The following is a 17,788-nucleotide window of genomic DNA, read 5'->3' on the forward strand; positions in this document are numbered from 1 at the left end:
TGTTGGGAGTGAGGGGATTGGTACTAATGAAGGAGAATGCAATCATTGGTTTTATTGGTACAGGTGTTATGGGAAAAAGTATGGCCCATCATTTATTAAAAGCGGGATATGAGCTTTATGTGTATACGAGAACAAAGGAAAAAGCAGAAGAGCTGCTGATTCAAGGGGCAAAATGGGCGGATACACCGAAAGAACTAGCACAGCATGCGAATGTAATTATTACGATGATTGGCTATCCGAAAGATGTAGAGGATATTTATCTTGGTGAGCAAGGACTTATTGTAAACGGTAAACCTGGTACATATATGATTGATATGACAACGTCTACCCCCTCTTTAGCTGAGCGAATTGCGAGCGAGGCTAAGAAAAAAGGAATGGCAGCTCTTGATGCACCTGTGTCAGGAGGGGATATTGGAGCGCGAGATGCCAAGCTTGCGATTATGGTCGGCGGTGAAGAAGAAGATTTTAAGACGGTTCAACCGATTTTAGAAGTTATGGGAAATAATATTATTTACCAAGGGAAAGCAGGGGCTGGGCAACATACGAAAATGTGTAACCAAATTACGATTGCTTCAACGATGATTGGTGTAACAGAAGCGATTGTGTATGCGAAAAAAGCAGGATTAGATCCAGACCGTGTGCTGCAAAGTATTTCTACTGGAGCGGCTAGCAGCTGGTCGTTAACGAATCTTGTGCCACGGATGGTGAAAGAGGATTTTGAACCAGGGTTTTATATTAAACACTTTATTAAAGATATGACGATTGCGCTTGAAGAGGCCGATAAAATGGGGATGGATACACCAGGGCTTGCCTTAAGTAAATCATTGTATGTCCAACTTGCAGAAGCAGGTGAGGAAAACAGCGGTACACAAGCATTGTATAAATATTACAAGTGAAACGTAAATAAGCATGCAGTCTGTGATGGACTGCATACTTATTTCTTTCTCATTGGCTTTCTTATCGTAAAAATGCTTCGATTCGATCGAGTGCTTCTTTCAATGTTTCCATAGAGTAAGCATAAGAAATACGGAAATAGTCATCGCCGAGTGAAGAGAAAGCTTCACCAGGAACGACAGCGACCTTTGTTTGTTGAACAAGCTTCAGGCAAAAATCTAGAGAAGAGGTATATCCTTTTGGCAGTTTAACAAAAAAGTAGAATGCACCGTTTGGTTTAACGACGTCTAACTGCATTGCCTGAAGGCGATTATATACATAGTCTCTTCGTTTGGCATATTCCTCTTTCATTGGCAGTGCGTCATTAAATCCTGTAGTGAGCGCAGCTAGAGCTGCTCGCTGAGAAATCGATGAAGCGCACGTCACGTTGTATTGATGTACTTTTAAAATATGTTGACAAATATTTGCCGGGGCAAATAAAAAGCCAATTCTCCATCCTGTCATTGAATGAGATTTAGATAAGCCATTTAACACGATTGTTTGTTCTTTTAAGAAGCTAGCAATCGAAACATGTTCTTGGTCGTATACTAATTCACTATAAATTTCATCCGCTAAAATCATAATATCTTTGCCGCGAACAAGATCGGCGATAGCTTCTAATTCGGCGCTCGTTAATGTAACGCCTGTTGGATTAGATGGATAAGGTAATACAATACAACGAGTAGCTTCTGTTATGTAGGGCTCGATCACATCAGCTGTCATCCGAAAATTGTTTTGCGTTGTATCTGCATATACTGGAACCGCACCACACATTTTTATAATCGGTTCATAGCCAGGGTAAACAGGTCCAGGCAGAATGACTTCCGTGCAAGGCAATAGAATAGTTCTAAATGCGATATCAATGGCCTCACTTGCCCCAGTTGTCACGATAATTTCATCTTCTGCTCGATAGGAAAGAGCATATTTCTTCTTTACATATTCACGAGCTGCTTCTCTTAATTCTAAATAGCCAGCATTATGTGTATACACGGTATAATTTTCGTCAATTGCTTGTTTAGCTGCCTCTTTTATATGAAGTGGTGTCGGGAAATCTGGTTGTCCAATCGTTAACGAAATAGTCCCTTCAATATCGGCTACCATATTATAGAATTTGCGTATTCCCGATATTTCCACTGATTTAACAAGAGGATTAAGTATATGATCCATCTGATTTTATTCCTCCTTTGAATATGCATATATTTTATCATTTCATGACGGAATAAAGAAAATAAATCTTCATTATTTTTAATTGTTTTTCTATTAGCAAGATGGAAGAGTATAATAAAGGTTAATTGTTAAATTATTCAAAAGGGTTGGTTATGTGATACACATTTGTGCAATAACAAAGAATCATGAGTTTGTTTCTAATTTATCTTTAGAAGATGTTCATGAGCAACATATAGACTGGTATTGGGTTGATTTTTTTCAACCAAATGAAGAGGAACAGGAGGAGTTGGCTCGTTTTTTTCAATTTCATCCATTGGCCATTGAAGATTGTTTAGATGACTTCATTCAACGTCCTAAAATTGACTATTATGAAACGTATCAATTTATTATCCTGCATGTGCTAAAAAAAGCAGATTTGCGACCAGTTGAATTAGATTTGTTTGTTGGAAATCGATGGCTTGTTACGTTTCATAATGAAGAATTGGAGGAGATAACAGTTGTATGGGAGCGGTTAAAAAAAGATATCTCCATGAAAAAAGGTCCGTTTTTTCTTATGCATGGGTTGATTGATTATATTGTCGATGAATATTATCCGACGGTGTACAGCATAGAAAATCAGTTAAATCAGATCGAGGATAATACAGAAAATGAGACGATTGCAGAGTTAATTGATCAGCTATTTGATCTACGGTCTGACTTGTCAAAGTTACGGCGTACAATTATGCCGATGCGTGATTTATTGTATCGAATGACTTCCTCGGATCGGATTAGTTATTTACAAGAACAGCATTCCTATTTTAATGATGTATATGATCATTTATTGAAGTTAGCGGAAATGTTAGAAGCGTATCGTGATTTTTCTTCAGATATCCGTGATAATTATTTATCCGTTAACTCGAATAATATGAATAAAACGATGATGACATTAATGGTTATTACAACGATTTTTATGCCTCTTACTTTTATTGCTGGCGTATATGGTATGAACTTTTCTTTTATGCCGGAGCTAAATTGGCGCTATGGCTATTTTGTTGTACTAGCTATGATGGGAGGAATCGCGCTGCTTATGTTCTGGTATTTTGTGAAAAAAGGCTGGCTGAATAATAGCAAGCAAAAAAGAAAAAGAGAGCGAAAATCAAAAGTGCTGTAAACTTGGAAAACTCTCCTTTAAACCGTATATACATTTGAGGCTATGGTGCCAGACTTTCGGTTTAATATGCTGGGGGGAAGGCGCTCTAGCCTAAAACCACCCCTTCCTCTTAAACCAAAAGTACATGGATACTCCAATAACTCCCATTAATCCAAGAGAAAAGAAATAACCATATTTCCATGTTAATTCGGGCATATATTCAAAATTCATCCCGAAAATCCCTGCAATCAGTGTTAAAGGGGCAAATATAGAAGTTATAATAGTAAGAACTTTCATCACATTATTTGTTTGGTGAGAGTTTAATGAGAGATAACTATCTCTTATGTCTGCAGTTACTTCCCTATCCGTCATGACCATTTCTGATAATTTCAAAAGGTGGTCGTAAATATCAGAGAAGTATTCTTTTCTTTTTTTTACACCGCTCAAATGGTGAGAGTTTAGCATACGATAAAGTAAATCACGCATTGGATGAATGGTATGCAGTAGATTTAACAACATATATCTTGTATCAAACAGTTCATTCATTAAATGACTCATTGATTTATTTTGTATATTATCTTCAATTTTATTTAATTTTTCTTCTATTTTATAAATTAATGGGAAGTAATTATCCACGATTTTGTCTAAAATTTGATAAAACACATAGAAGGTGTCCCATTTCTCAACATTTTTTTGAGATAGTAATCTGTCCCATACTTGAGAAACTTCTATTGCTGGATTAAGGTGGAAAGTTACTATAAAGTTTTCTCCTACAAAAAAATCTAACTCCTCTTTTAAGATATCTCTTTCTTCTTCTCGAACGAGATGTGTAGTATAAAAAGTATAATCATAATAATAATCTAATTTTGGTCTTTGAAGTGTATGTATACAATCTTCAATAGCGAGTGGATGGAAGTGGAAAGTTTTCTCTAAATGTGTTAGCTCTTCTTTAGTAGGCTCATTAAAATCCACCCAAAACCATTTATATTTAGAGAAATTCAAATCATCTATAAACACATGTTTTTCTAACTTATTTTTATCAGTAATCCCGATAAAGCTTATCATATTAACACCTTCTAATCATTCCTTCAATAATGATTTATATGTTATGTTTTATAACTAATTTTCCCCTTTAGTTTAATGAATATGTTAACTGCTAACATTGATAATTAGTAAAATGATGAATAAGAGTCAATTACAAAAATATTTTGGCATTTACTATTAACGATTTAGTGTTGGAATCCGAATTATGTAGTATAAGGGAATTGTTAGAACAGGGGAGTGAACGGAAATAAGGAATCTATCTCCAATATGTGAAGTTTCTCTGTGTAAAATAGGTCATTTTCACTAAAGTGTCTGATTTGATAGCGACAAAACATGGTATATTAAATGTAGTAAATGGGAATTGAATAGGAAGGACGAGGGATATGAAAGAGAACAAAGGGATTTTGTTAGAAAGTGGGACAAATGAATTAGAAATTGTGGAATTTGGTATTGGAAAAAATAAATTTGGGATTAATGTCATTAAAGTGAAAGAAATTATTAATCCTGTTCCGATTACTATTGTGCCCCACGCACATCCTAATGTAGAAGGAATTATTGAATTGCGTGGTGAAGTTTTGCCTGTTGTGAATGTAGCAGACGCATTAGGTTTCCCCGCTTCAGAAAATCCAAAACAAGATAAGTTTATTGTGGCCGAGTTTAATCAACAAAAAGTCGTATTTCATGTTCATTCGGTTACACAAATACACCGTATTTCTTGGACGCAAATTGAAAAACCTTCTGATATGTACCAAGGCCTTGAAGGCCAAATTATTGGGGTCATTAAATTAAATGGTGACATGATTCTGCTTTTAGATTTTGAGAAAATTGTCGTTGAAATTAATCCAGAAACAGGAATTAGTATCCAGCAAGTGAAAAAGCTTGGGAAACGCTCGAATTCGCAAACAAGATTGGTTGTGGCTGAGGATTCCCCGCTATTGCGTAAATTACTTCATGATACGTTAACAGAAGCTGGTTTTGAGTACTTGGAGTTTTTTGAAAATGGACAAGATGCATTAGATTATTTAGAAAGCATAGTGGAATCAGGGAAAACGCTGGCGGATGAAGTGCATTTAGTTATTACAGATATTGAAATGCCGCAAATGGATGGACATCATTTAACGAAGAGAATTAAGCAGCATCCTGAATTATCCAAGCTGCCGGTTATCATCTTCTCTTCATTAATTACTGATAGTCTTCGCCATAAAGGACAAATTGTTGGGGCGGATGCTCAAATTAGTAAACCTGAGATTACTGCTTTAATTAAATTAATTGATGAATATAGTTTATAAAGTGAAACTTCCATCAGTGGCGGCTCTTTCATTCCCCACTGATGGTTAGTCACGTTCTACGGTCACTAAGATTTCAAGCTTCGCTTTCAATTAAGTGACCGTATGAACCTGATTGGTGAAACTTACCTTTGAAAACCACAAAGGTAGGTTTCACTGTATTTTACCAATCGGACCTTTACGGGCCCTCTCTTCTTTATTTCCTCATAAGCTTGAGGTGGGGGGCTTACTGCCCGTTAAGCGTGGAATAAATCTACATAAAAAAACGAGTTTGAGACGTGTAGTCTTAAACTCGTTTTTTTAGGATTGGCGATTGGGATTTATCGTGACCTTTAGCTCAGTTCAATGATGTTAAAGAAGTAAAAATTCATTAGATTTCCAACTAGTATTTCGATCCTTTACCTAAAAAAGATGAAGGAAAGGGGTTGTGGTATCGCTGGTTAGGTTGGTTCATTTTGTTCTGCTTTTTCTTCATATCTGGTTTAGATTGTAGATCCTTTGCTTGTCCAGTATAAGATTGTAGTATTTGTTTTGCTTTCGATAATGACATAACAGCTTTAGGGTTCCGAATGGATGCTGAGCGGTTACCGAGATGGGGTAAAATTTTTAAATCTTCCTTTGTAGGTGGAAGGTGAAAGACATATGCACCGCATGTAACGATTACGTCGGATTGTTGTGCAGCAAAACGAGGGTTATCAGAGAAATGGAGACCTATTTTCTTTGCTTTACCTTCTTTCAACAATTTATTTAAAGCGAGGCGTTTTAAGTCATACAAATACTTTGGCTCCAAAGCTGTTTTTGCATGCTTGTTGACAATAAATACTGCTTGCGCAAGGGAGTCGGTTGAGGTATCTGCCATTTCAGACTGTCCTTTCATATCTTTCATTACAGGAACTCCTTTTCTTCATGAGCTTTATGCTCTTTTTGATAGCATTGTTAGTTCGATAATCTATGTAGTTTGTAAGTCATTTACATATCTATGCATCATCATTATACCACTTTCCAATATTTAAGAAAGTCATTCTGAGATTTATAAAAGAAATGTTTTAGTTTTACGACCTTTTTCAAAAAATCATGAAAGTCCTCACTTCTAATCTAGAAGTGAGGTATGATTGAAAGATATAATGAGGTAGAGACATACCGTTTGTTACAGGCTAGGGGGTTCGATTATAAATATTTATAGTATCTGATGTTGCTGCTTGTGCAGTCACTTGCGGCGGATAGGCAGGAACTCCTTGCCCCCCGAATCCACCGTAATAACCACCAAATCCCGGGCCACCAAATCCTGGGGCACCAAATCCGCCATAATAACCAGGATAAGGCGGGTAGAATGGACGGTTCCAGAGAAGTGGAACAGCTAAACCTGCAATGAACGCAGCTGGTATGGCAAGGCCGAGCCCAAGAGGAAAAAACCTTTCGTCGCCATAGTGATGTTGTTCAGGGGCGTGTCGATCAATCGGGTAGGATGAATAAGTAGAATAAGGGTAAGGAAGATAAGAGTAGGAAGGGTAAGCGTATGGATATGTTTGCATATAAAAACCTCCTTTTTGAAAAACTATATAGTTTCGCACCTTGTAGAATGGCAGGAGCGAAGAGATAGGTTATCATTAATTGAAAGTTGCTAGAAAAGCCTATCAAATAATCTATCTACATGCTTATGCTTTTCTATATAGTGTATGGGATTTGCCCCGAAAAGAGCCTGTTTCACTCCATTCTGTTATAATGATGATATTTATCCCGCACTTAACAGGCAATAAGACCTCGCCTCAAGCTTAGAAAGAAGCAACGAAGGTGAGTGGGGATAACTGCTCTCATCTAGCCACTTGAAGTCATAAGATGAAAGGCTCTGTGGCAAACTGGACCAACGCCGTATTTTATCTTATGCTTATCGCGGGCCGAACAGCTGCCTCGCATTTGTAGTAAAGGTCTGATTAGCGAGATACAAGGAAACGTAACTTTGTGGTTTTCAAAGGTCAGCTTTCACCAATCAGGTTCGTACGGTCACTTGATTGAGGTGGAGATTTTAGTGACCGTAGAATGTGAATAAACATCTGTAGGCGTGGGGGGATGAAGGAAACCCCACACGGATGGAAGTTTCCCTTTATTGCGAAGTTTGAGGTGAGTATACATGTTAATTCGAATACTAGCTATTGGGATTGGTGGTGGATCTGGTGCTGTATTGCGCTATATGATTCAAGAAGTACTGCCGTCACCCATTTTTCCATGGAGCACCCTGTTGATTAATATTGCTGGTAGTTTTTTGCTAGGGGGAGTCACGAGTTATTTGATGAATCGAAATCGAGGAGAGATTCTTCAGTTAGCTTTAGGTACCGGTTTGTGCGGAGGGTTTACGACGATGTCGACGTTCTCTGCTGAAGCGGTGGCTTTAATGAGAGAGTCGATACTACTTAGCGGATTATATATCGAGTGTACGGTGTTAGGCGGACTGACCGCTTATTTCATTGGGCAACATGTATTTCTAGGTAGGAGAAGTGGAGAACGAGGATGAATGCTGTTCTTGTATGGATTGGCGGAATGATCGGAGCTATTGCAAGATATAGCGTGCAAACGTATTTGAAGAGGATTTTACCGGAAAGTACGATTCCACTAAGTATTTTGATTATTAATTTGGCGGGCTCTTTTGGATTAGGCATGTGTATTTCAGCGGGAAATGAGTTAAATCTATCGTGGCAATTGTTTAGTATGACAGGTTTTTTAGGAGCTTTCACAACGTTTTCAACATTTAGCTCAGAAAGCCTATTTTTGCTTGGGAAACAGCAGTATATGAAAGCCTTTTTATATATAACAGGTTCGATTATAGGCTGTATATTTGTATTTTTTATTGGCAATATTGTAGCGATGTCGTTATTATAAATAAGAAAATAAATTTGTAAAGCAACAGAAAAAATGACATGGATTATGTCATTTCTTCTACAGCATTTTTTTGGCTAGTACAGCATTTTGTCATTATTCATGCAGGAATCAGTTTAGATGTGTGGAGATTGTAATTCATACACTGTAATTTCTGGACGCGACAAAAAACGATAAGGAAGGCGGGTTGTACCGATTCCTCTATTCACATATAAAGTGAGGGAGTCGATGTTGTACAAGCCTTCCGGATATCTCTCGGCAAAAGGAGGAGTGACAAGTGCTCCAAAAAACGGAATTTGCACTTGTCCACCGTGACTATGGCCGCTTATTTGCAGGTGAATTGGATAATTCTTTGCCGTATCTGCTAAATCAGGTGCATGAGATAATAGAATGGTATACTTACTTTCAGGAATACCAGAAAGTGCTTCTGGAAAGTCTGGCTGACCGAGCATCGCGTCGTCAATACCTGTGAGATAAATAGATTCCTTTGATAAAAGAGAGAGCTCTATGTTTGCGTTTTGTAGAAGCGTAAATTCACACATTTCCATAATGGATTTGTATATTTCAGAACCATAACCACCGTGATCGTGGTTTCCATATACACAGAATTTCCCTAACGGAGCATGAAGCTTTTGTAACACAGGAATAATTTCTTTATAATTCCTATATTTATCCGGTTTGTCCATTAAATCTCCTGTAAAGATAATGACATCCGCTTGCAGGGCATTTATTTTTTGGATAAGTGTTTGTAAGTCTTTTAATTGAAACTGAAATCCTAAATGTGTGTCGCTAAACTGAACCATTTTTAACCCGTGAAATCCTTTTGGAATGAAGGAGTGACTGATTGGAATATGGTTGGTTTTTAACCAATGCGGTTCAATATTATGGATGTAGTATTTTCCGCCAATTCCTAAACCAGTGATGGTTAATAAAGAGGCAATACTTTTTTTTAGAAATGTTCTGCGTGAAATAGTTTTATTCATGTTAATCAACCTATCTAATAAATGATACTTCCTCATATTAGCAAATAAAAGGTAGAAAAAGAAGCGATATATTCTTTTGTTACACTATATTAAAGAAACGGAAACGGATAGGACATATTGTTTGTGCCTATACGGAGGTGCTTGATGACTCAGCCTTTGTTTATAACAGTTCTCATACTTGTATGTACAATCGCTTGTATTATATATGGAAAATTTAGAGCAGATTTGATTGCATTAGTTGGCTTAGTTGTACTGGGTTTAACTGGAATTTTATCTTTAGAGGAACTTTTAGCGGGATTTGCGAATCCGGTCGTCATCACGATTGCTGCCTTATTTATCGTAAGTGCAGGTATTTTTAATAGCGGGCTTGTTGACGAAGTTGGAAATTATTTATTGAAATTCGGTGTAGGTTCAGAATTAAAGCTGCTGCTTATTGTGATGATAACGGGTGGCTTACTTAGTGCTTTTTTTAGTGGAACGGGTATTGTCGTCATTTTAATTCCGATTGTCGTAAGCATGGCTTTGAAGAAAAAAATGAGCCCGTCCCGCTATTTATTACCGCTCGCTTATGCGAGTAGTTTAGGTGCCGTTCTTACCTTAATTGGGACAGCGCCGAATATCTTGATTAGTTATATTTTACAAAGCGAAGGCATCGTAAAGTTGAACTTTTTTGATTTTACACCTATCGGACTTGTGGCCTTTGCAGCAGGTGTAGTATTTATGCTGACACTAGGGCGAAAGCTGCTGCCCGAAGAACCATTAGCAGCGAGGAACAGCGTGAAGGAGTTATCGGCTAGGGAATTAGCCGGCATGTATAAAGTATATGATCGTCTGCATTATTTACACATACCGGGTAACTCGGATATTGTTGGAGAAAGACTAGCTAATTTACATCTTCCGTTTCAGTATGAAATTACGTTGATTGAAATTAAGCGTAAAGCGAAAGAGAAGCAATTGCCTTTGCTTTCAAAGCAATCGGTTATTTCCGCTAAAGCAGATGAAGTACTGCATCCAGATGATATTATTTTAGTGTTTGGGGAAGTCGAGAATGTAGAGCGGTTAGCCGTCGATTATGAATTAGAGTATAAACACTTTAATCCAGAACAAATTAAAAAGCACTTCGTGAGCAGTAAATTTGGTTTAACGGAAATCTTAATTATGCCTAACTCTAATTATGAAAATCAAACACTGATGGATATGCAGTTTCGTGAAAAATATCGTTGTAACGTATTAGCGATTAATCGTAATGGCGAATATATTCAAACAGAAGTTGGGACAGAAAGACTAAAGCAAGGTGATGCTCTTCTTATTCATGGAGAGTGGAAAAACATTGAGCGTATTTCAGCGGATCTTGAAGACATGATTGTCATTGGAAGCGCCTCTGAAGAAGTTGTCGAGCAACGGGAGCGTACTCAGTCGAAGGCGCCGATTATAGCTGCTGCCATTACAGCCTTGATGACTATTCTCTTATCCATTGGCGCGATACCATTTGTCTTATCTGTTGTAATCGCCGCACTGCTGATGGTAGTAACCGGTTGTGTACGTTCGATGGAGGAAGCTTATCAGAAGATTAATTGGGAACCTGTTTTATTAATTGCGGCGATGATGGGCATTGTGCGGGCGTTAGAGAATACAGGCGGTGTACGATTAATTAGTGATTGGTTTGCTATATTCTTTGATTATACAGGTCCGTATGGTTTGCTAGCTGGCTTTTATTTATTAACGATGCTCTTAAGTCCGTTTATTCCTTATGGGGTAACTGCGATTGTGATGGCTCCGATTGCCTTATTATGTTCTAATACATTAGGAATAAGTCCAATTCCAATATTAATGGGAATTGCTATTGCTGCAAGTGTTGCATTATCTTCACCTAAAGCTACGTCTAGCAATACCCTTGTAATGACCGCTGGTGAATATCAGTCAAAAGATTTCGTGTTAATGGGAATTTTATTGCAAATTTTTGTTGGAATTGTCTTAGTTTTAACAATCCCATTGTTCTTTCCATTTTAAAGATAATAGGTTACTTAATGGGTTTTAAGAAATTTCGTATTATCAAGAATAGAAACTAATGGTATAATTTGTGCATATTGATGTTTCGTGATTAGGGGGAATACATCATGGATGCAGATAACATATTGGCGAATCTTGACCGAGTTGTTCCGTTTTTTCAACCAATTTTTAGTGCGGATCAACATCAGGTTATTGGTTACGAAATATTAGGGCGTTTTGAAGAGAACTCTGAATATAAGAGTTTAGGACCTTTTTTTCAAGATGTGACCATTCCAGAAGAGTATAGAATTGAAGTAGATAATTATTTACTGGAAGTAGCACTAGAACGTATTAAGGATTACGGAGAAGAATTTCTTATTTTTATTAACCGTGACCCAAATTTACTGATGTTTGATCATGGCGAGCAATTTATGGAAACGTTGAAACAACATTTAGAATTAGACGAGCTTTCACGTGTTGTGCTGGAGCTATCTGACACTATTGATATCGATAATTTTGAGCCATTGCAGCACGTGCTTGCGTACTATAAAACGTACGGTATTAAGGTTGCTTTCGATCATTTAGGGGATCATAGCCAGCTTGATAAGATTGCACAACTGTCACCTAATATTCTAAAGGTTAATGTAGAACAAATGCGTATATCTGGCGGAGATGCTTATCAAGTCGTTTTATTTTCCCTTAGTATGTTAGCTAGAAAAATTGGAGCGAGCTTATTATTTGAAAATATCGAAACAGAATACCAGCTTCGATTTGCTTGGAAAAATGGAGGGCGCTATTATCAAGGATACTTTTTATCAAAGCCCGATTTGTTATTTATTGACAAACATAAATTACGTGAAAAGTTTCAGCAAGAATGTCAAAATTTTATCTCATATGAAACGAAGAAATTAGAAGCTGTTTATGAAAAAACGCAACGGTTCAATGAAGAGATAAACATGTTTTTGAAAGTACAGAAGCGTTATGAATCACATGAAGAAATGCTAAAAGTGCTAGCCGATAAATTAGAAAAAGTTTGTTTTCGATTGTATGTATGTGATGACCAAGGATATCAAACGTCACCCAATATTCTTTACAAAGATGGTGAATGGCTCATTCAAAAGAGTTATTTAAATAGCAATTGGAGCTGGAGACCGTATTTCCTAGAAAATATTATTAAAATGAGGAATGAAAAGACGGGGATTTTATCAGATTTGTATAGTGATATTGAAACAGGTGAAACAATTCGAACGTTCTCTTATCCGATTAATAATAAGGAATATGTTTTCCTTGATTTATCTTATAGTTATTTGTACGAAAATGATGCTTTATTATAAGAGTTGACAAAAAAAGTTGAGCTCTAAAGGTTGTTTATGAACAACTTTAGGCTCAATTTTTTTCGTTTATCCCACTCTTAACGGGCAGTAAGACCCCCACCTCAAGATTCAGAGTGAACAAGGAAGATAGATAGGGGACAACTGCCCTCATTTAGTTGCGGCTCCTAGCCCCCTCGAGGTCATAAGCTGTAATGCTCTGTGGCAAACTGCGCCACGCCACATTTCATCTTATGCTTGTCGGGGCTGAACAGTCGCCTCGCTTTTGTAGTAAAGGTCCGATTGGTAAAATACAGTGAAACTTACCTTTGTGGTTTTCAAAGGTAAGCTTTCACCAATCAGGTTCATACGGTCACTTGATTGAAAGCGAAGCTTGAAATCTTAGTGACCGTAGAACGTGATTAATCATCAGTGGGGGATGAAGAAAAACCCCCACTGATGGAAGTTTCACTTTATACGTATGGATTGCCTTGAATTTTGCTAATCTAATTGTAGTTCTTTTTTGATTTCTTCGAGTTCAAAGCCGATAATGGCTTTTCCATCTATGACAACAGTAGGTGTTGAATAAGATCCGTATTTTTTTGTTAACTCTTGAAGTGCAGTTTTATCTGTTTTGATATTTTTTTCCTTATAGGATATGTTGTTGTCGTTAAAAAACAATTTCATAATTTGACACGGAGGGCAGTCCGGTTGTGTATAAAGAGTTACGTCTTTCATTTTCTTCCTCCAATATGCAGTTCGATTTCGTATTCTTATTATAGAGAAAGTAACTATTCTTTTAAAGCGGTTTGCTTATCTTTTCTTCTTTTTGTTTTCTCATTAAATAATCGATGAGCCCCATTGAGCAGACCTCTAAATCGAGCGCTATAATCTCAAAAACGGGATGGTCAGCAGGAATTCCTTGTTTTGCTAGTAAATCACGTGTTTTGTCATACAGCGTTTTCTGAGTCATTGACACTTGTTCATCAAAACTTGAACATGAATGGAAGGCGCTCTCAGCTGCTTCTATATAAATAGGGAGCCATGTTTGGATTTGATGGTAGACTTCTTCAGGGTTGTCAGATACACCGTAATGACCAAAATAAATGCGTTCAACCCCGATGCTTCGATATAAATCAATGGCGGCTAACATCGCTGTTGGATTAAATTGATTCGGTGAAGTAGATGGCATGTACCATTCAATTCCTGCCTCATCTAGGTCGCGATAATAGACACCGATTGTATCTCCTGAGAACATTCCTTTAGAAGTGGAATCAAAGATGCTGAGATGATGGTTGGCATGTCCTGGCGTATCGTAAAAAGTGAGAGAAGCTTGATTAGTAAATTGAAGTGTGTCTTGATTGTGCTTAATGATGAGCCTGTCTTTCGGTATAGGTAAAATAGGGTTGAATAATTCATCGAATTTATTGCCATAGACAGCTTTGGCACCTGCAATTAAACGGGAAGGATCTTCGAGATGTCTAGCTCCTTTAGGATGAACAATAACTTTGGCATTCGGGCAATGTGATAAAAATAATCCAGTGCCGCCAGCGTGATCTAGATGAATGTGGGTTAAGATGATATAGGCGATATCTGCAGGATCAATATTTAATTCGGCTAACCCCTTTAAGAGATGAGGAATAGAAGGACTTGCTGATGTTTCTACAATTGTTAAAGGTGTATCGTGTATAACATATGTACCTGTCCGATGTTCGCGATTTAAATCGAATCCATCGATTAACGAAATTCGAAATCCAAGTTCAGAAATTGTGTCCATTTAGGCCGCCTCCATAATAATTTATTATGTACAAATGCTTGTCCTTATTTTATTCTGTTAATAGTGCCATGTAAAGAATGAATATTTAAGTATTCTGAATTTATTTGGTCGTGGTTATTGGATAGAAAAGTATGATATAGTGAAACCTATCGAAAAGGTTTTATATTAGAAAGGAGTGGTAGTATGTCTCAATTGCAGGGCATTCTTACCAGATTGAAAAATCTTCAAGAGCAAGCAAAGGAAACCGAGTCTGCTCAACGTTTTTTTGAAATAGATGGAGTGAAAATCTGCCAAGTTACATATTTCAGCAAAACGGACATGTTTGAGCTGGAAGTATACAGCGAAAAAGGGAAGTCTTCGAAATATCAATTTGATAATGTTGATATGATTACAATCGAAATCTTTGATTTACTTCAATCTTAATAGTACATGCTAAAAGAGCCAACCTGATTTAATTTTAGGGTTGGCTTTTTTCTATGAGGCTATGTGTATGTCGCTATTGCTTGTGAGAGTATTTTAGCTTTAGGCTCCGCCGGTTCAAAGGCAGTGCTTCTCTCCATTGTTTTAGCCTATTCATAAATCATTAAACATCGAGGAATGCTATACGTGGAGGGGTCATATGAATAAAATAATAGTAAGGTGTCCGAGTTGTTTAGATGAAAGGAATATCGAATCTGTGTTAACCGCTCAATCCAATCAAAATGTCATTTATGAGTGCCCGAATTGTCGATATGTCGCGAAAAATATACAAACAAGTAAGGGATGATGAATGCGTTTACATTTATTTGAAATCAAGGATATTTGGTGAAGCGATTTCTCCTTACCTATGTTACACTAGAAATAAGAGAGAATTTTAATAACATATGGTAAGGAGTTTTTACATGATTGGTACTCATGATGGGAATTTATTGGATTCAAGCGTGAAAGACTTGATGATATCTTCAGAACGGGTCGCCCACGTGCAAGTAGCCAACAATCTTGAACATGCGCTTTTAGTATTAACAAAAAGTGGTTATACGGCGATTCCGGTATTAGACCCAATGTATAAACTGCATGGATTAATTAGTACACCTGTGATTCTTGAATCCATATTGGGACTCGAACGGATTGAATTTGATAATCTTGAAAATAAAAAGGTTTCCGAAGTTATGATTCGAGATATCCCTCGCCTTCATGTAGAGGATTCAGTGATGAAGGGGTTAGAGTTATTAATTGACCATCCGTTTGTATGTGTTGAAACAGACGAAGGGGTTTTTGAAGGTATTATAACAAGGAAAGTATTATTACAGCATGTATATGAAGAAGAGCTGGACTCTTAAGGGATAATGAAAATTGGCCTCCGCAATGGAGGCTAGTTTTCTTTTTAGGCTCAAATAAGATGGTGAATCCATTTTATCCCACACTTAAAGGTAGTAAGACTCTCATCTCAAGCTTATGCGGAAACAAAGAAAATAGGTGGGGAGAAAACTGCCCTCATCTAGCTGTAGCTCCTAGCCCCTCGAGGTCAATAAGCTGTCATGCTCTGTGGTAAACTGCGCCACGCCGCATTTCACCTTATGCTTGTCGGGGCTAAACAGTCGCCTCGCTTTTATAGTAAAGGTCCGATTGGTGGCTAACCATCAGTGAAGGATGAAGGCCTTCCACTGATGCAAGTTTTACTTTAGAGCAGAGTTTTTTCTACATATTGTGTAGCGTAAGTAAAGCTGTACCGGAAAGGGTGTTGGTATGATTCGAGATGAACATACACTACAGAAAAATAAGTCATTAAAGCGACCGTTAATTCTTGCGGCTATTATGTTAGCAATGTTTTTAAATGCTATTGAAGGAACGATTGTATCGACGGCTATGCCGGCCATTGTGAATGAATTAGGCGGATTTGCCCAATACAGTTGGGTTTTCTCTGGCTACTTATTAATGAATGCAGTTACGGTATTGATTTATGGGAAATTGTCCGATTTATTTGGACGGAAACCGGTTTTTTTATTTGGTATGATTCTTTTTTTATTCGGTTCGATTTTATGCGGCTTCGCCAATACGATGACAGAGTTGATTATTTACAGGTTTATTCAAGGTTTTGGAGCTGGAGCTGTAGCACCTGTTGCGACTACGATTGTCGGCGACATTTATGATAAGCGAGAGCGCGCGCGGATTCAAGGGTACTTGTCTAGCGTATGGGGGATTTCTGCTGTAATGGGGCCGGCTCTCGGTGGTTTAATTGTTGAATCTCTCACATGGCGTTTAATATTTTGGATAAATGTGCCGTTAGGTATTTTATCAATTATAGGGATTTGGTTTTTCCTGCATGAGAATATTGAAAAGAAAAAGCATAATATTGACTATAAAGGTGCTGTTCTGCTCACACTTGGGATTTCTACATTTATGATTATTCTCGTTGAAGGCGGCGTAAGATGGACATGGATTTCATGGCCTATCCTTATACTTGCAATCACTGCTCTTAGTGCCTTTTTCTTTTTCGTACGAGAGGAGAAAAAAGCACCTGAGCCCATGATGCCGTTTAATATTTGGCAAGAGCGGGCGATTTTAATTGCTAATATTGTTTCTTTAACAACAGGCATTATGATGATTGGTTTGTCCAGCTTTCTCCCGACATTTGTTCAAGGAGTTATGGAGCGTTCACCGACAGTTGCTGGCTTTACATTAACAGCCATGTCGATTGGTTGGCCGATTGCGTCCGCATTTGCGGGACGGTTGATGCTGAGGATTGGCTTTAAGGAAACGTCGTTACTTGGCGGTGTATCCTTAATCGTCGGAAGTATTGTACTCGTTTTTATGAAGCCGGAATCAGGGCCTTTTGTCGCTGCAATGGGATCCTTTTTTATCGGAGTTGGAATGGGCTTAACCTCTACCTCATTTATTGTATTGATTCAAAATAAAGTAAGTTGGGAGCAGCGAGGGATTGCAACCGCCTCAAATATGTTTATGCGAAACGTTGGGAATACGGTTGGAGCTGCTTTGCTTGGTGGCGTTTTGAATAGCCGCTTTCAAGCTTATTTAACAGAGCATACGAAACCAGAAGAGAACGTGACTTTAGATACGGCTAATCAATTGCTCGATAGTGAGGCGCGCGCAAAGCTGCCAGAACACATTGTTGAGGTACTTCAGACTGGTTTGACCCTTTCTTTACATACGGTCTATATTATTGTCCTGCTGCTAAGTATCATTAGTTTTCTCTTGTTACTATTTGTACGAAAAAAGAAATAATAGAATGTACGGCCTTTTCTTGATTAGGAAAGGCTGTTTATGTTTTTTAAAGGTTAAGAACGTATCACATTTTCGAC

Annotated in this window: 18 protein-coding genes; 11 read left to right on the forward strand and 7 right to left on the reverse strand. The window is 37.6% G+C overall.

All coding sequences use genetic code 11. The features are described from left to right. Window positions 1-26 precede the first annotated feature (26 nt). On the forward strand, window positions 27-896 hold the full coding sequence (locus tag BAOM_RS06815) for an NAD(P)-dependent oxidoreductase (protein ID WP_127759628.1): 870 nt from the start codon (window positions 27-29) through the stop codon (window positions 894-896). A 61-nt stretch (window positions 897-957) separates the two neighbouring features. Here the strand turns inward: BAOM_RS06815 and BAOM_RS06820 are convergent, their stop codons facing one another. Further along, the gene (locus BAOM_RS06820; RefSeq protein ID WP_127759629.1) at window positions 958-2,100 is read right to left on the reverse strand and encodes an aminotransferase A; all 1,143 of its coding nucleotides are present in this window, start codon (window positions 2,098-2,100) and stop codon (window positions 958-960) included. Window positions 2,101-2,254: 154 nt separating this feature from the next. On the opposite strand from BAOM_RS06820, the gene corA (BAOM_RS06825) reads away from it, so the two are divergent. Next, window positions 2,255-3,250, forward strand: coding sequence for a magnesium/cobalt transporter CorA (gene corA / locus BAOM_RS06825; protein ID WP_127759630.1), 996 nt, complete (start codon window positions 2,255-2,257; stop codon window positions 3,248-3,250). A 90-nt stretch (window positions 3,251-3,340) separates the two neighbouring features. Here the strand turns inward: corA (BAOM_RS06825) and corA (BAOM_RS06830) are convergent, their stop codons facing one another. After that, a complete protein-coding gene (gene corA / locus BAOM_RS06830) occupies window positions 3,341-4,294 on the reverse strand; it encodes a magnesium/cobalt transporter CorA (RefSeq protein WP_127759631.1) in 954 nt (317 codons plus the stop codon). 362 nt (window positions 4,295-4,656) lie between these two features. Between corA (BAOM_RS06830) and BAOM_RS06835 the strand changes: the two genes are divergently transcribed. Beyond that, the gene (locus tag BAOM_RS06835) at window positions 4,657-5,562 is read left to right on the forward strand and encodes a chemotaxis protein (protein ID WP_127759632.1); all 906 of its coding nucleotides are present in this window, start codon (window positions 4,657-4,659) and stop codon (window positions 5,560-5,562) included. Window positions 5,563-5,941: 379 nt separating this feature from the next. Here BAOM_RS06835 and BAOM_RS06840 read toward each other — a convergent pair whose 3' ends face one another. Both BAOM_RS06840 and BAOM_RS24710 read right to left on the reverse strand, forming a co-directional pair. Further along, window positions 5,942-6,436, reverse strand: a complete 495-nt coding sequence (locus BAOM_RS06840; protein WP_127762477.1) for a YkyB family protein — start codon at window positions 6,434-6,436, stop codon at window positions 5,942-5,944. A gap of 277 nt (window positions 6,437-6,713) precedes the next feature. Continuing rightward, the gene (locus BAOM_RS24710; protein ID WP_180319825.1) at window positions 6,714-7,091 is read right to left on the reverse strand and encodes a hypothetical protein; all 378 of its coding nucleotides are present in this window, start codon (window positions 7,089-7,091) and stop codon (window positions 6,714-6,716) included. Between the two features lie 596 nt (window positions 7,092-7,687). Here BAOM_RS24710 and BAOM_RS06850 point away from each other — a divergent pair. Beyond that, window positions 7,688-8,068: a fluoride efflux transporter FluC gene (locus BAOM_RS06850; protein WP_127759633.1), complete on the forward strand. Its 381-nt coding sequence runs from the start codon at window positions 7,688-7,690 to the stop codon at window positions 8,066-8,068. Beyond that, a complete protein-coding gene (gene crcB / locus BAOM_RS06855; protein ID WP_127759634.1) occupies window positions 8,065-8,433 on the forward strand; it encodes a fluoride efflux transporter CrcB in 369 nt (122 codons plus the stop codon). Before BAOM_RS06850 ends, crcB begins: the two co-directional genes overlap by 4 nt. A 113-nt stretch (window positions 8,434-8,546) precedes the next feature. On the opposite strand, the gene BAOM_RS06860 is transcribed toward crcB, so the two are convergent. Then, a complete protein-coding gene (locus tag BAOM_RS06860; protein WP_127759635.1) occupies window positions 8,547-9,413 on the reverse strand; it encodes a metallophosphoesterase in 867 nt (288 codons plus the stop codon). A gap of 144 nt (window positions 9,414-9,557) precedes the next feature. Here BAOM_RS06860 and BAOM_RS06865 point away from each other — a divergent pair, with 144 nt between their 5' ends. Both BAOM_RS06865 and BAOM_RS06870 read left to right on the forward strand, forming a co-directional pair. After that, a complete protein-coding gene (locus tag BAOM_RS06865) occupies window positions 9,558-11,423 on the forward strand; it encodes an SLC13 family permease (protein ID WP_127759636.1) in 1,866 nt (621 codons plus the stop codon). 107 nt (window positions 11,424-11,530) lie between these two features. Next, the gene (locus BAOM_RS06870) at window positions 11,531-12,736 is read left to right on the forward strand and encodes an EAL domain-containing protein (protein WP_127759637.1); all 1,206 of its coding nucleotides are present in this window, start codon (window positions 11,531-11,533) and stop codon (window positions 12,734-12,736) included. 477 nt (window positions 12,737-13,213) lie between these two features. Here BAOM_RS06870 and BAOM_RS06875 read toward each other — a convergent pair whose 3' ends face one another. Then, window positions 13,214-13,450, reverse strand: a complete 237-nt coding sequence (locus tag BAOM_RS06875; protein ID WP_119116133.1) for a glutaredoxin family protein — start codon at window positions 13,448-13,450, stop codon at window positions 13,214-13,216. 61 nt (window positions 13,451-13,511) lie between these two features. Beyond that, on the reverse strand, window positions 13,512-14,489 hold the full coding sequence (locus BAOM_RS06880) for an MBL fold metallo-hydrolase (protein WP_127759638.1): 978 nt from the start codon (window positions 14,487-14,489) through the stop codon (window positions 13,512-13,514). A gap of 183 nt (window positions 14,490-14,672) precedes the next feature. On the opposite strand from BAOM_RS06880, the gene BAOM_RS06885 reads away from it, so the two are divergent. From BAOM_RS06885 to BAOM_RS06895, 4 genes are all read left to right on the forward strand, one after another. Then, window positions 14,673-14,912: a DUF1797 family protein gene (locus tag BAOM_RS06885; protein WP_119116135.1), complete on the forward strand. Its 240-nt coding sequence runs from the start codon at window positions 14,673-14,675 to the stop codon at window positions 14,910-14,912. 196 nt (window positions 14,913-15,108) lie between these two features. Further along, a complete protein-coding gene (locus BAOM_RS24260; RefSeq protein ID WP_164853156.1) occupies window positions 15,109-15,255 on the forward strand; it encodes a hypothetical protein in 147 nt (48 codons plus the stop codon). A 115-nt stretch (window positions 15,256-15,370) separates the two neighbouring features. Next, on the forward strand, window positions 15,371-15,808 hold the full coding sequence (cbpB, locus tag BAOM_RS06890) for a cyclic-di-AMP-binding protein CbpB (protein WP_119116136.1): 438 nt from the start codon (window positions 15,371-15,373) through the stop codon (window positions 15,806-15,808). Between the two features lie 406 nt (window positions 15,809-16,214). After that, entirely contained in the window at window positions 16,215-17,711 is a 1,497-nt protein-coding gene (locus BAOM_RS06895) for an MDR family MFS transporter (RefSeq protein ID WP_127759639.1), read from the forward strand. Window positions 17,712-17,788 lie beyond the last annotated feature (77 nt).

The sequence above is a fragment of the Peribacillus asahii genome, from assembly GCF_004006295.1.
Lineage (GTDB): Bacteria > Bacillota > Bacilli > Bacillales > DSM-1321 > Peribacillus > Peribacillus asahii_A.